Raw genomic sequence first — 13,543 nt, 5'->3', positions numbered from 1 at the left:
TTCAATTTCAAAGTGAATCTAGGCATCGTCTCGCAGGCATAACTTTGGGTTAGGCAAGAGACGATAACGACGAGTCATAAAGAAATTGGGAGCTAAATATTACCAAACGTAAGCGATAACCTCACCACCAACATTCTTTTGGCGAGCTTCTTTATCAGTAAGCAGACCTTCAGAAGTTGAAAGGATAGCAATTCCAAGTCCGTTAAGAACTTTTGGAAGATCTTCACGTTTTTTGTAGACACGAAGTCCTGGTTTAGAAACACGTTTTAAGTTAGTGATAACTTTTTCACCGTTTGGTCCGTATTTAAGGAATACACGGATGATGCCTTGTTTGTCATCTTCGATGATTTCTACGTTCTTAACAAAACCTTCGCGTTTAAGGATTTCAGCAATCCCTTTTTTGATGTTTGATGCAGGTACTTCAAGTACTTCGTGTTTCGCTTGGTTAGCGTTACGAATACGAGTTAGGAAGTCTGCGATTGGGTCAGTCATAACCATTTTGTTTTTCTCCTCTTACTAGTAGTTTGCAAGTTGCACTTGCTAGTTAATGATTGAGCTGGGCTCAGATAGTATTGACACATTCAAATGAGAGAACTCTTATTTGAACACGAGTTACAACCTGTGCAAAAAAGATAAATTTGTTTTGGAGCATCGCTCCTTCACCAAATTTTCTATTTTTGCTGTGGTTGTTACGCTCTTTGTATCATGATATTACCAAGATGCTTTTGTTACACCAGGAATTTGTCCTTTGTAAGCTAATTCACGGAAGCAAACACGGCAAAGTTTAAATTTGCGGTAAACTGAATGTGGACGACCACATTTTTCACAACGAGTATAAGCTTGAGTAGAGAACTTCGCTGGACGTTTGTTCTTAGCAATCATTGATTTTTTAGCCATTAGATTTACCTCCTATATTATTTTGCAAAAGGCATTCCAAGGCCTGTAAGCAATGCACGTGACTCTTCGTCAGTGTTAGCAGTTGTTACGATAACGATGTCAAGACCACGAGTTTTGTCAACGTCATCAAAGTTGATTTCTGGGAAGATCAATTGTTCTTTCACACCAAGAGTGTAGTTCCCGCGTCCATCAAATGATTTTGTTGGAACACCGTGGAAGTCACGCACACGTGGAAGTGAAACTGAAACCAATTTGTCCAAGAATTCGTACATACGTTCACCACGAAGGGTAACTTTTGCACCGATCGCTACACCTTCACGAAGACGGAAGCCGGCGATTGATTTTTTAGCTTTAGTGATAAGTGGTTTTTGACCTGAGATAAGTGCCAATTCTTCAGCAGCTTTTTCAAGACTTTTAGCGTTTGATACAGCTTCACCAACACCCATGTTCAAAACGATCTTATCTACTTTAGGCACAGCCATCACTGATGAGTAGTTGAATTGTTCTGTCAAAGCAGGAACTACTTCATTAAGATATTTTTCTTTTAAACGATTTGCCATTATACTTCTCCTTTCCTTCGTGATTAATCAAGCACTTCGCCTGATTTTTTGTTGTAGCGAACTTTTTTACCGTCTACAAATTTGTAACCAACACGACCAGCTACACCATTTTTGTCCAATACTTGAACGTTTGATACGTGGATAGCTGCTTCTTTCTCGATGATACCACCTTGAGGAAGCTCGTTAGTTGGACGTTGGTGTTTCTTAACGATGTTGACACCTTCAACGATAACTTTGTTTACTTTTGGAAGGGCAGTAAGGACAACAGCTTCTGTTCCCTTATCTTTACCAGCGATTACGCGAACTTTGTCGCCTTTTTTTACAAACATTAGGTTTCTCCTTGATTTTTCTTACGCCCATAAGGGCACCCTAGCATTAAGCTAGGGGACTAGTTTGTTTGTTTTTGCTCTGCGAAAATCAAAGCAATCCTTCGTCAGTTTCAACTCACCTAACTTAAGTTATGCTTTCGTCTTACTTCCTAGACTTGTTTTAATTTTCTTTGAGCAACCAATTAAAGTACTTCTGGAGCAAGTGACACGATCTTCATGAAGCCACCTTCACGCAATTCACGTGCAACTGGGCCAAAGATACGTGTTCCGCGAGGAGTTTTGTCTTCACGGATGATAACTGCTGCATTTTCGTCAAATTTGATGTATGAACCATCAGCACGACGAGCACCTGATTTAGTACGAACGATAACAGCTTTTACAACGTCACCTTTTTTAACCGCACCACCAGGAGTAGCTTGTTTTACAGATGCCACGATAACATCACCGATGTTTGCAAATTTACGTCCTGAACCACCAAGAACCTTGATAGTCAAGATTTCGCGAGCACCGCTGTTGTCTGCGACTTTCAAACGAGTTTCTGTTTGAATCATTTCAGTTTTCTCCTTTCAGGTTTGATTAGATGATGACCGCTTCTTCAACAACTTCTACAAGACGGAAACGTTTTGTAGCTGAAAGCGGACGAGTTTCCATGATACGTACGATATCGCCTTCTTTGGCAACATTGTTTTCATCATGTGCTTTGTATTTCTTAGAGTAGTTAATACGTTTACCATAGACTGGGTGGTTACGTTTTGTTTCAACTACAACTGTGATTGTCTTGTCCATTTTGTCAGATACAACACGTCCAACAAGAACTTTACGATTATTGCGTTCCATTGAAATTTCTCCTTCCCTAGTCTATTATTTCGCTTCAGATTGAACTGTTTTGATACGAGCGATTTGTTTTTTAACTTCTTTCAAGCGAGCTGTTTGTTCCAATTGACCAGTAGCAGCTTGGAAACGAAGTTCAAACAATTCTTTTTTCAATTCGTTTTCGCGCTTCGCGAGTTCTTCTTGAGAAAGACCACGAAGTTCTTTAACAAATTCTTTTACTTCATTAAGTTTCATGCCTTCTCCTTATTCTGCTTCACGTTTTACGAATTTACATTTAACTGGCAATTTGTGGCTTGCAAGACGAAGCGCTTCGCGAGCAATCTCTTCAGATACACCAGCGATTTCAAACATCACTTTACCACGTTTAACTGGTGCTACCCAACCTTCAGGTGCCCCTTTACCAGATCCCATACGCACACCGATAGCTTTAGCAGTGTATGATTTGTGTGGGAAGATTTTAATCCAAACTTTACCACCACGTTTCATGTAACGAGTCATGGCGATACGAGCAGCTTCGATTTGGCGGTTAGTGATCCAGTGGCTAGTTGTAGCTTGAAGACCGTATTCACCGAATGCTACTTCTTTTCCACCTTTTGCTTCACCGCGCATTTTTCCACGGAATTCACGACGGTGTTTAACACGTTTAGGTACTAACATTGGTTATTTACCTCCTTTAGTGTTTTTACGAGCCGGAAGAACTTCACCACGGTAGATCCATACTTTAACACCAAGTTTACCGTATGTAGTATCTGCTTCTTCCCAAGCGTAATCGATATCTGCACGAAGTGTGTGAAGTGGAACAGTTCCTTCAGAGTATCCTTCAGCACGGGCAATATCTGCACCGTTCAAACGACCTGATACTTGAGTTTTGATTCCTTTAGCTCCAGCACGCATTGCACGTTGGATTGCTTGTTTTTGTGCACGACGGAAAGCGACACGTTGCTCCAATTGACGAGCAATTCCTTCACCTACAAGGTGAGCATCCAAATCAGGTTGTTTGATTTCGATGATGTTGATGTGTACTTGTTTTCCAGTCAATTTGTTAAGTTTTGCACGGAGTGCATCAACGTTAGCACCACCTTTACCGATAACCATACCTGGTTTAGCAGTGTGAAGTGAAACGTTAACTTTGTTTACTGCGCGTTCAATTTCGATAGTTGAAACTGCTGCGTCAGCAAGTTCTTTTTGAACGAATTTACGGATTGCAAGATCTTCATGAAGGTAATCCGCGTATTCTTTTTCAGCATACCATTTGGCATCCCAATCACGGATGATGCCGACACGCATACCAATTGGATGTACTTTTTGACCCACGATGTTACCTCCTTATTTTTCTGCAACAGCTACAGTGATGTGAGCTGTACGTTTGTTGATTGGTGAAGCTGAACCTTTCGCACGTGGACGGAAACGTTTCATAGTTGGTCCTTCGTTTGCGAATGCTTCAGATACTACCAAGTTAGCTTTGTCCAAACCAAAGTTATTTTCAGCGTTAGCTACAGCTGAATTCAAAACTTTCAAGATGATTTCAGCAGCTTTGTTTGGCGTGAATGTCAAGATTGCAATAGCATCGGCTACGCTTTTACCACGGATGTTGTCAAGAACAAGACGTGATTTACGAGGTGAAACACGTACTGTACGAGCCATTGCTTTAGCTGAAGTAATTTCTGCCATTTATGTTCTCCTTATTTTCTACGTGTTTTCTTGTCGTCTGCAGCGTGACCTTTGTAAGTACGAGTTGGTGCAAATTCACCAAGTTTGTGACCTACCATGTCTTCTTGGATGTAAACAGGTACGTGTTTACGTCCGTCATAAACTGCAATAGTGTAACCAATGAAACTTGGGAAGATCGTTGAACGACGTGACCAAGTTTTGATAACTTTTTTCTTTTCGTCGTTAGCTTGAGCTTCAACTTTTTTCATCAAATGCTCATCGACGAAAGGTCCTTTTTTAAGACTGCGTCCCATTTTTATATTTTCTCCTTTAAATGTTGTACCACAGCGGCTTGCGCTCACATGGAGCGCTACCGAGCTGGCGGATTTCCTAGTTGCTTAGGCGACTAGTTTACTATTATTTCTCGTTGCGACGACGAACGATAAGTTTGTCAGATTTCGCTTTCTTGTTACGAGTTTTAAGACCAAGAGCAGGTTTGCCCCATGGAGTAGATGGCGCTTTACGACCAACTGGTGCTTTACCTTCACCACCACCGTGTGGGTGATCGTTAGGGTTCATTACAGAACCACGAACTGTTGGGCGGATACCTTTCCAACGGCTACGTCCTGCTTTACCAAGGTTTACAAGTCCATGTTGTTCGTTTCCGACAACACCAACTGTAGCACGACAAGTTCCAAGAATCATACGAACTTCGCCAGATTGAAGACGAACAAGAACGTATTTACCTTCTTGACCCAATACTTGGGCAGAAGCACCAGCAGCACGTACCAATTCTCCACCACGACCTGGTTTCAACTCGATATTGTGAATCAAAGTACCAACTGGGATGTTAGCAAGTGGAAGAGCGTTTCCGACTTTGATATCTGCTTCAGGACCTGAAACGATACGTTGACCAACTTCAAGACCTTTTGGAGCAATGATGTATGCTTTCACACCGTCAGTGTAGTGTACAAGAGCGATGTTTGCAGAACGGTTTGGATCGTACTCGATTGTTTTAACAACTGCTTCAACGTTGTCTTTGTTACGTTTGAAGTCAACCAAACGGTAGAAACGTTTGTGTCCACCACCTTGGTGACGAACAGTGATACGACCGTTGTTGTTACGACCAGCCTTGCTCTTCAAAGCAACAAGCAATGATTTTTCAGGAGTGCTTGTTGTGATTTCAGCGAAATCCAAAGAAGTCATATTACGGCGACCGTTTGTTGTTGGTTTATAAACACGAATTCCCACGATATTTCCTCCTTAGATTATTCAGCTTCAGCAGCGAACAACTCGATTGCTTTTGAATCCGTTGTAAGTGTGATGATAGCTTTTTTAGTTTTGTTAGTAAAACCAGTGTAACGTCCAACACGTTTTGCTTTTGGTTTTACGTTGATTGTGTTAACGTTGGCAACTTTAACACCTTCGAAAGCAGCTTCAACAGCTTGCTTGATCAAAAGTTTGTGTGCACGAGTGTCAACTTCAAATACATATTTTCCTGCTTCAAGTTGAGCCATTGAGCTTTCAGTGATAACAGGTTTTTTGATAACATCATACAAATTCATTATGCAAGAACCTCCTCGATTTTAGAGATAGCTGCTTGTGTGACAAGAAGTTTGTCGCTATTTGCGATGTCAAGAACACTTGCAGTTGTAGCAGTTGCAACTTTCACGTTTGGAAGGTTACGAGCTGAAAGAGCTGCGAATTCATTTCCTTCTTCAAGGATAACAAGAACTTTAGAATCGATGCTCAATGCTACAAGAACTTTTGCAAATTCAGCAGTTTTTGGAGCTGTAAATGAAAGAGCGTCTACAGCTACGAATTTGTTTTCAGCAACTTTTTCAGAGTAAACTGATTTAAGAGCTAGGCGACGAACTTTTTGTGGAAGTTTGTAGCCGTATGAACGTGGAGTTGGTCCGAAGACAACACCACCACCACGCCATTGTGGTGAGCGGATAGAACCTTGACGAGCACGTCCAGTTCCTTTTTGACGCCATGGTTTGCGTCCACCACCTGATACTGCAGAGCGGTTTTTAACAGCGTGTGTTCCTTGACGAAGGCTTGCGCGTTGGCTGATGATCACATCAAACACAACTGATTCATTTGGTTCAATACCAAATACTGCATCGTTAAGAACAACTTGGCCAGCTTCTTTACCAGTTTGGTCAAATAATGTTACGTTTGCCATTGTGACTGATTTCCCCTTTCTTTATTATTTACCAGCTTTAACTGCTGATTTGATAGTGATAAGAGATTTCTTAGCACCTGGTACGTTACCTTTGATAAGGATAACGTTCTTTTCTGGAACAACTTGTACAACTTCAAGGTTTTGAATTGTTACGCGGTCGCCACCCATGCGTCCTGCAAGGTTTTTACCTTTGAATACGCGGTTAGGTGCAACAGGTCCCATAGAACCTGGACGACGGTGGTAACGAGAACCGTGAGCCATTGGTCCACGTGATTGTCCGTGGCGTTTGATGACACCTTGGAAACCTTTACCTTTAGAAGTACCAGTTACGTCAACAACGTCTCCAGCTGCGAATGTTTCAACTGTAATTTCAGCACCAACTTCCAAGCCTTCAACGTTTTTGAATTCACGAATGAAGCGCTTAGGAGCCGTGTTAGCTTTCGCTACATGTCCTTTAGCAGGTTTGTTGCTCAATACTTCGCGTTTGTCATCGAAACCAACTTGGATAGCGTTGTATCCGTCTGTTTCAACAGTTTTAACTTGAAGAACAACGTTTGGAGTTGCTTCAATAACTGTTACAGGGATCAATTCGCCAGCTTCAGTGAAGATTTGAGTCATTCCCACTTTTTTCCCTAAGATTCCTTTTGTCATGAGAAAATAGTTCCTTTTCTATATTTTTTATTCAAAAAGTTTTTAACGAGCGTTTTTTATGCTCAAGGTATCAAGCTTTAGATTAAAGTTTGATTTCTACGTTTACACCACTTGGAAGATCCAATTTCATCAAAGCATCAACTGTTTTTTGAGTTGGGTTAACGATATCGATCAAACGTTTGTGTGTACGCATTTCAAATTGTTCGCGAGAGTCTTTGTATTTGTGAGTCGCACGAATAATTGTGTAGAGGCTACGCTCAGTTGGAAGTGGGATTGGACCCGCAACTTGTGCACCTGTACGAGTAGCTGATTCTACGATTTTTGCAGCCGCTGTGTCAAGCGTACGGTGTTCGTAAGCTTTCAAACGGATACGGATTTTTTTGTTTGCCATCTTTTTCTCCTTTTCGTCTATTTAAGATAATAGGCTAGCTCCACAAGAAAACCGACGCGCGTTGCGTGGCAATGCAACCGAGCGTGTCGCAACCTCTTGCATCAAAGCTAAGGCTGTAATTTACAGCACCATAATAGAATAACACAAAGCCCCTGCGATTGCAAGGGATTTGTGAGCTTTTTTTCGTTTTTTTAGGATGAAACTGTTTTCTCTTTTAATCTTTCTAAGATTACGGATTTATATCTATAAAAAACCGTCTTTTTTCTATATAATGTGTGTCATTTTGACCTTGAGTTTATCTTCTGATTGATCTACTAAAATGTCCGCTTTAGACTCGGTTTCTCTATAGTATCGCAGATACTGCTCCCGTCTCATCTGATGGCTAGCTAACACAAAGGAAGCATCTCGATTCCTCATAGTCGTATCTCGAGCTAGACGCCTCTTTAATTCGGTCTCCTCATCCGTGTAGAAACAGATGGTTTTGTCAAAGAGTTCCTTGGGTAGAAAACCCACAGACATCCCTTCGACTATCAAGAACGGTTTTGAACCAGATAGGACTTCGCTTGGCTTCCAAGGTTCATCAATCGTCAAGATGTCCATACCTGCCTGCAAGGCGAGAATATCTCTCTGTAAACTTGCCAGTTCATGCGCCACTGAGAGACAAGCTGTCACCTTTTGATTTGGTGCTTGCTTTGGTACTACCAGGTGACGTTCTGAGGTGATATAGGGATCTGTTTCTAGTAAATTTACTGTAGTAGAATCTAAAGCTTGATATAATTCCTGTGCAAAGGTTGATTTACCCGAAGCCCCATGACCGTAGATCCCTAGCGTCCTAATTCTTCCCGTTTCGATCTCTGAAACCAGTTGTTCTATCAGGTCTTTTTTCTTCATTCTCTCTTCACCTGTTCATAGCTTTCTTTTCCGTCATTAAGCTTGTCCCAAATCACCACTTGCCCACTTTTGAGGGATTTTTGCACATCGATAATCCGTTGATTGGACGAACCTCGAAACTGGAGCATAAGATTGCGTTTGCTTTTATCATACCGTCCATCGACAAGGATGTCAATCAGCGACAAGAGTTCCAATTTGTCTGGAGTCTCCAGCATCATTTCTTCCCAAGTATAACCCGTCCAGGACCAGATGTCTTTTTCTGGTAATTCCTTTCGAATGCGCTTAACGAGAGGCAAGAGAATGCCCGTATTAAGAAAGGGTTCTCCTCCTAGCAAGGTCAAACCTTGAACATAGGGTTGGGCAAGGTCTTCCATGATTTGTTCTTCTAATTCTGCCGTATAGGGAATGCCTGCGTTGAAAGACCAAGTCGCAACATTATAGCACCCCTCGCAGTGAAACATGCAACCTGATACATAGAGAGAGTTGCGCACACCTTCTCCATCGACAAAGTTAAAGGCCTTATAATCAATGATCCGTCCTTTACTAAGTTCCTCACTTTTCCATTCACCTGGTTTTGGTGTATTCCATGTCATCCTTTTACTCCAAATCTATCCAGTAACGTTCTACACCATTGTGAACATCCTCAAACACCCCACCATTTGCCACAATCACCGCTCTGCTAGCAGGATTTTCCGTACTACAGGTCACAAGTGCTTTTTTGATGTTCTTCTCCTTGGCAACTTGCAGGCCTTGTCTGAGGGTTTCTTTGGCACAACCCTTGCCTCTTTCAGATGGGCGGATGGAATAGCCGATATGGCCCCCATTTTCTAGTAAGTAGTCATTTAATCGGAGACGAAGGTTGAGAAAGCCAAGAGCCTGGCCTGCTACGTCAAAACTAACCAGCTGGATAGCAGGAACCCAGTTTTCAGGAATATTGAGTCCCGCTTCCGCTTGAAGATTTTCTTCTAGCCACTCTTCATAAACAAAATTGTTGGCGTTCCAAAACCCACCATCATGAGGGGACTGTGCTTGTTCAAACTCTGCCATCATCTCTAAAACTGTTTCTTTATCTGCCAATATCGGTCTGCGTAGTTCCATATTCCCATCCCACCTAAGAGAAAAGCGAGAGCGGACTCTCACTTTTTCTTGTTCTTATTTAAAAATTGTTCTCTAAGATTGAGCAAGCGTTCTTTTTTACCAGCTCCACCTTTCGAATGTTTTTCATGATAACGGGTCACTTGTGCGCGTCCCTTGTCGTCTAATTGGTATTTCCCCATTCCATTTCCTTCTAATTTGTTACTTCATGTCCTGCCGTTTTAATGGTTGAGCCATTCATGTGTTTGACCCGCGCAGCGATTTCCTTGTGGCGTCCGTTAACCATTGGACGCGCTTGAGGATTTCCCAGATAACCACACGTACGTTTGACAACATCTACTGTTTTTGGGTCACTATTGCCACAGTTGGGACAAGCAAAGCCTCTCTCAGTCGGTTCAAAATCCCCTTCAAAATCACACTTGTAACAGCGGTCAATCGGAGTATTGGTCCCAAGATAACCCACACGATCATAAGCGTAATCCCAGACAGCTTCCAAGGCTTTAGGATTTTGTTGAAGAACTGGATACTCACAATAATGGATGAAACCACCTGACGCACCTGCTTCTGGATAAACTTTCTCAAAGTCTAATTTTTCAAACGGTGTTGGATTTTTACGAACATCATAGTGGAAAGAGTTGGTGTAGTATTCCTTTTCCGTGATATCAGGAATAGAGCCGAACTTCTCTGTATCCAAGCGACAGAAGCGATCTGTCAAACTTTCAGACGGTGTGGAGTAGATAGAGAAATGGTAACCATATTGGTCAGACCACTCTTCTACACGTCGTTTCATATCACGAATGATGTCAAGCGTGAATTCCTTGGCTTCTGGATTACTTTCCCAGCTATTACCAAAGAAGACCGTCGCCACTTCATACAAACCGATGTAGCCCAGCGAAACTGTCGCACGGCGATTCTTAAAGAGTTGGTCAACACTTTCTTCTTTTCCAAGACGGCGACCAAAGGCTCCATACTGATAAAGGATCGGGGCATTTGCCGGTGTTGCTTCCTTGGTTCGTTCGACACGGTAAACCAGAGCATCTTCTGCAATGTTCATACGTTCGTTGAAGATTTCCCAGAACTTATTCAGATCTCCTTCAGACTCGAGAGCGATACGAGGCAGATTGACTGTCACAACACCTAGGTTCATACGACCTGAATTGACCTCAACACCATTCTCATCCTTCCATCCTTGAAGGAAAGAACGGCAGCCCATAGGTACCTTGAAGGAGCCTGTCAGCTCGATAATCTTATCATAGGACAAGACATCTGGGTACATCCGCTTGGTTGCACACTCAAGAGCCAACTGTTTGATGTCGTAGTTAGGTGAACCTTCCTCTAAGTTGAGTCCTCTTTTTAGCGTAAAGATGAGTTTAGGGAAGATAGCTGTACGGTGTTCTGAACCAAGTCCCTTGATTCGGATGTTTAAGATAGCTTTTTGAATTTCCCGCTCAAAACGACTAGTTCCTAAACCAAAACCGAGCGAAGTAAAAGGTGTTTGTCCATTTGAAGTGAAGAGGGTGTTGATTTCATACTCAAGAGATTGCATGGCATCATAGATATCTTTTTGAGTTTTCTTCCAAGCGTAATCTTCCCGTTTCTCAGGCAAGACCCACTCTTCCGCATCCTTGAGGTGTTTTTGGTAATTCTTCTCTGCATAAGGCGCCAAGACTTCATCGATACGGTCAGCTGAACAGCCCCCGTACTGACTAGAAGCAACATTGGCGATGATTTGGGAAATCTGAGCTGTCGCAGTCTGGATAGACTTGGGACTCTCTACCTCTGCATTTCCAATCTTAAAACCATTTTCCAACATGCCTTTAAAATCAATCAAACAGCAGTTGGTCATCGGAGTGTAGGGGCTGTAGTCCAAGTCATGATAGTGGATATCCCCTTTTTGATGAGCATTGGCTACGTGCTTAGGAAGCATTTGCAGTCCGATTGATTTCCCAACAATCCCTGCTGTCAAATCACGCTGGGTGTTGAAGACATCACTGTCTTTATTGGCATTTTCATTGACAACTGCTTGATCTTTATTGAGAAGTTTATGGATACTAAAGTTGATATCTGTCGCTTTTGAGCGCTCAAAATCCCTTTGTGTCCGATAAGTGATATACTCCTCAGCCAGCGCATACTCTTTGGCTTCAAGGAGTTCATGCTCTACGACATTTTGAATTTCGTAAATCTTGACACCTTGAGGGAAGCGGCTGTGAATTTCAGTGACGATTCTTTCAACTAGACCATTTAGGCGTTTTTCTACTAGAGGCGTAAGGTCCATAACCTTTTCCGCCGCCTTGTGGAGAGCCTTGTCAATCTTGTCTACATCAAACACCACTCGTCTACCATCTCGTTTTTCAACGAACAAGGTGGGAACGGTTGCAAGCTTTTCTTCTAATACAATCATATCCATGCTCTTTTCTAAAATATTGTTGAATTGTTTATATTCAGTATTATACCACTCTAAAAATAAAAATCAATATCTTGTGTTAAAAATCCTAAAATTTTTAAAATTCCACAAGATATTGATTTTTTGTTATTTTGATTTATAAAGTTTGAACTCGCTAGTATCTGTCTGAACAAGCTCATAGTTTTCACTGAGCCAGCTCTCTACATCTGACCACAAGGCAACTTTTTGATTGACCACAATCATCTTCGGTTGATTCTCTTTCAGGTCATTCATCAGTTTGGTTTTATTTTCATCGCTTGCAGTATAAAGTGTTGGAGTTGATAGAGAAGTCGGCGCCAAGCGTTCACTTGCACGGTAGAAATCAGGACGATCATCCCAAGCATAGACACGATCCTCAGAACTCGTTTGTTGTTTGACCACGCTAGCAAGACGGTCTCTCTCCTGATAAGTCGCTGGGTGAGAAAGGTAGCGACTCACGATAGGAAGAACAATAAGATAGGCAAGGGCAATCAGTAGTAGATAGAAATTTCCTTTAAGGAAAGAAGTTTGTTTCTCGCGTCTTCTTCTACGACGACTCCCTCCATCTGAAACATCTTCCTTGATTCCTGTCAGAAGGAGCAAGACCAAGAAAGGAATTAGCACCACAAGACGAGTACCGTTGATGGGTTCTTTGGAGAGAATCAAGATTCCCAAAGAAACCAACAATCCCAAGCTAGAAGCAATTGAGAGGGCATATTGCTTGGCTGGTTTTGACTGGAACAAGCCTGTAAAGAGCAAACCAAGGGAACCTAATCCAATAGCAAGCAAACCATAGAAGGCTGCATTTTCAAGCAAATGCGAATTTGAAAAGAGGCTAAGAGTATTTACCGGATACAAGGTCTGGCTAATGGCATCTCCAAAACTACCTGTCCACACTGTATAGTAGCCTAAAGGATAGAATAAGAGTGAAAATCCTAGGGCTGACGCAAAGAACTGATATAGGCCATGAACAAAGTGACCTTTAGCTAGATTAAAGCCGATAATCCCCAAGGCCAGTACAGCCGCAAACAAGGCTGTTGGGATTGGCGCAAGGAAGAAAGCGAGAGCAAGGCTCATACCCACTCGTACAAATCCTTTGTCATCCTTTGGAAAAGCTAGATAATTTGTAACGATACTCAATGAATAAAATAGGAAAGGTAGGGCTAGCAAGAGAGCATAACCGCCACCAAAAGCGAGGCCAGCTACAAGCAAGTATAAAATAAAGACAACTCGCTTCGCTTCCTTTTCTTGGCCGACAAGAGTATCCGCAGCCTTAAAAAGAAAAACACCTGCTCCAAACAAGGCCAACCACTCAACCAAAGCAATCAAAACACTGCCTTGAAAAAGGTAGGTTAGCACATAATAGAGCAATCCCTCCGTCCCAAAGTAATCTGTATACATTTGGCCATTTTGATGCAAGGCCCAACCGGTATAAAGATCTTGAGTTTGTTGCGGACTGACTAAACCAAAAATAAAAGGCAGGGCAACCGAAATGGCTGTGGCCACTAAACTCCAAAGCAAAATACTAAAAAAGGGAATGGGAGCTCCTTCTCGTTTTTCTGGCACTGACCAGTCTTGGTAATGAGATTCTTCTTGTTTCTCATCTATTTTCCCGTATACGTTCATTCAATTTCT

At 42.1% G+C, this 13,543-nt stretch carries 22 protein-coding genes; all 22 read right to left on the bottom strand.

Annotated features, from left to right (window positions below; all coding sequences use genetic code 11):
* Positions 1 to 99: 99 nt before the first annotated feature.
* A complete protein-coding gene (rpsH, locus tag D8863_RS00315; RefSeq protein ID WP_000245504.1) occupies positions 100 to 498 on the bottom strand; it encodes a 30S ribosomal protein S8 in 399 nt (132 codons plus the stop codon).
* 213 nt (positions 499 to 711) lie between these two features.
* Entirely contained in the window at positions 712 to 897 is a 186-nt protein-coding gene (locus D8863_RS00310; protein WP_001085697.1) for a type Z 30S ribosomal protein S14, read from the bottom strand.
* A gap of 17 nt (positions 898 to 914) precedes the next feature.
* A complete protein-coding gene (rplE, locus tag D8863_RS00305) occupies positions 915 to 1,457 on the bottom strand; it encodes a 50S ribosomal protein L5 (RefSeq protein WP_000013542.1) in 543 nt (180 codons plus the stop codon).
* Positions 1,458 to 1,480: 23 nt separating this feature from the next.
* Positions 1,481 to 1,786: a 50S ribosomal protein L24 gene (gene rplX / locus D8863_RS00300; RefSeq protein WP_000497691.1), complete on the bottom strand. Its 306-nt coding sequence runs from the start codon at positions 1,784 to 1,786 to the stop codon at positions 1,481 to 1,483.
* Between the two features lie 182 nt (positions 1,787 to 1,968).
* Entirely contained in the window at positions 1,969 to 2,337 is a 369-nt protein-coding gene (rplN, locus tag D8863_RS00295; protein ID WP_000616545.1) for a 50S ribosomal protein L14, read from the bottom strand.
* Positions 2,338 to 2,362: 25 nt separating this feature from the next.
* A complete protein-coding gene (gene rpsQ, locus D8863_RS00290; protein WP_000440801.1) occupies positions 2,363 to 2,623 on the bottom strand; it encodes a 30S ribosomal protein S17 in 261 nt (86 codons plus the stop codon).
* A 24-nt stretch (positions 2,624 to 2,647) separates the two neighbouring features.
* Positions 2,648 to 2,854 (bottom strand): 50S ribosomal protein L29, encoded by a 207-nt coding sequence (gene rpmC / locus D8863_RS00285; RefSeq protein ID WP_000772918.1) that lies wholly within the window; start codon positions 2,852 to 2,854, stop codon positions 2,648 to 2,650.
* A gap of 9 nt (positions 2,855 to 2,863) precedes the next feature.
* A complete protein-coding gene (gene rplP, locus D8863_RS00280) occupies positions 2,864 to 3,277 on the bottom strand; it encodes a 50S ribosomal protein L16 (RefSeq protein WP_000960946.1) in 414 nt (137 codons plus the stop codon).
* Between the two features lie 3 nt (positions 3,278 to 3,280).
* Entirely contained in the window at positions 3,281 to 3,934 is a 654-nt protein-coding gene (gene rpsC / locus D8863_RS00275; RefSeq protein ID WP_000529936.1) for a 30S ribosomal protein S3, read from the bottom strand.
* Positions 3,935 to 3,946: 12 nt separating this feature from the next.
* Positions 3,947 to 4,291: a 50S ribosomal protein L22 gene (rplV, locus tag D8863_RS00270; protein ID WP_000818137.1), complete on the bottom strand. Its 345-nt coding sequence runs from the start codon at positions 4,289 to 4,291 to the stop codon at positions 3,947 to 3,949.
* An 11-nt stretch (positions 4,292 to 4,302) separates the two neighbouring features.
* A complete protein-coding gene (rpsS, locus tag D8863_RS00265) occupies positions 4,303 to 4,584 on the bottom strand; it encodes a 30S ribosomal protein S19 (protein ID WP_000533766.1) in 282 nt (93 codons plus the stop codon).
* A 103-nt stretch (positions 4,585 to 4,687) separates the two neighbouring features.
* Positions 4,688 to 5,521 carry a 50S ribosomal protein L2 gene (gene rplB, locus D8863_RS00260; protein ID WP_000512910.1) on the bottom strand — a complete coding sequence of 278 codons (834 nt, stop codon included), beginning with the start codon at positions 5,519 to 5,521 and terminating at the stop codon, positions 4,688 to 4,690.
* Positions 5,522 to 5,538: 17 nt separating this feature from the next.
* Positions 5,539 to 5,835, bottom strand: coding sequence for a 50S ribosomal protein L23 (locus D8863_RS00255; RefSeq protein ID WP_125440758.1), 297 nt, complete (start codon positions 5,833 to 5,835; stop codon positions 5,539 to 5,541).
* Positions 5,835 to 6,458 (bottom strand): 50S ribosomal protein L4, encoded by a 624-nt coding sequence (gene rplD, locus D8863_RS00250; RefSeq protein WP_125440757.1) that lies wholly within the window; start codon positions 6,456 to 6,458, stop codon positions 5,835 to 5,837. Before rplD ends, D8863_RS00255 begins: the two co-directional genes overlap by 1 nt.
* A gap of 24 nt (positions 6,459 to 6,482) precedes the next feature.
* Complete coding sequence (gene rplC, locus D8863_RS00245; RefSeq protein ID WP_000160197.1) at positions 6,483 to 7,109, bottom strand: 50S ribosomal protein L3; 627 nt, start codon at positions 7,107 to 7,109, stop codon at positions 6,483 to 6,485.
* Between the two features lie 82 nt (positions 7,110 to 7,191).
* On the bottom strand, positions 7,192 to 7,500 hold the full coding sequence (gene rpsJ / locus D8863_RS00240; protein ID WP_001284513.1) for a 30S ribosomal protein S10: 309 nt from the start codon (positions 7,498 to 7,500) through the stop codon (positions 7,192 to 7,194).
* A gap of 264 nt (positions 7,501 to 7,764) precedes the next feature.
* Positions 7,765 to 8,391 carry a uridine kinase family protein gene (locus tag D8863_RS00235; protein WP_125440756.1) on the bottom strand — a complete coding sequence of 209 codons (627 nt, stop codon included), beginning with the start codon at positions 8,389 to 8,391 and terminating at the stop codon, positions 7,765 to 7,767.
* Positions 8,388 to 8,984 (bottom strand): anaerobic ribonucleoside-triphosphate reductase activating protein, encoded by a 597-nt coding sequence (gene nrdG, locus D8863_RS00230; RefSeq protein WP_049484733.1) that lies wholly within the window; start codon positions 8,982 to 8,984, stop codon positions 8,388 to 8,390. The genes D8863_RS00235 and nrdG overlap by 4 nt, the downstream gene beginning before the upstream one ends.
* A 4-nt stretch (positions 8,985 to 8,988) precedes the next feature.
* Complete coding sequence (locus D8863_RS00225; protein WP_125440755.1) at positions 8,989 to 9,489, bottom strand: GNAT family N-acetyltransferase; 501 nt, start codon at positions 9,487 to 9,489, stop codon at positions 8,989 to 8,991.
* Positions 9,490 to 9,527: 38 nt separating this feature from the next.
* The gene (locus D8863_RS00220; RefSeq protein ID WP_000521618.1) at positions 9,528 to 9,668 is read right to left on the bottom strand and encodes a hypothetical protein; all 141 of its coding nucleotides are present in this window, start codon (positions 9,666 to 9,668) and stop codon (positions 9,528 to 9,530) included.
* A gap of 11 nt (positions 9,669 to 9,679) precedes the next feature.
* Positions 9,680 to 11,887: an anaerobic ribonucleoside-triphosphate reductase gene (gene nrdD / locus D8863_RS00215; protein WP_185761428.1), complete on the bottom strand. Its 2,208-nt coding sequence runs from the start codon at positions 11,885 to 11,887 to the stop codon at positions 9,680 to 9,682.
* Between the two features lie 129 nt (positions 11,888 to 12,016).
* Positions 12,017 to 13,534, bottom strand: a complete 1,518-nt coding sequence (locus D8863_RS00210; RefSeq protein ID WP_125440753.1) for a damage-inducible protein CinA — start codon at positions 13,532 to 13,534, stop codon at positions 12,017 to 12,019.
* Positions 13,535 to 13,543: the final 9 nt, after the last annotated feature.

It is taken from the genome of Streptococcus oralis (genome assembly GCF_003943825.1).
Taxonomy (GTDB): domain Bacteria; phylum Bacillota; class Bacilli; order Lactobacillales; family Streptococcaceae; genus Streptococcus; species Streptococcus oralis_CD.
Note: the sequence above shows the minus strand (reverse complement) of the source record. Positions and strands in the feature narration are given on the sequence as shown.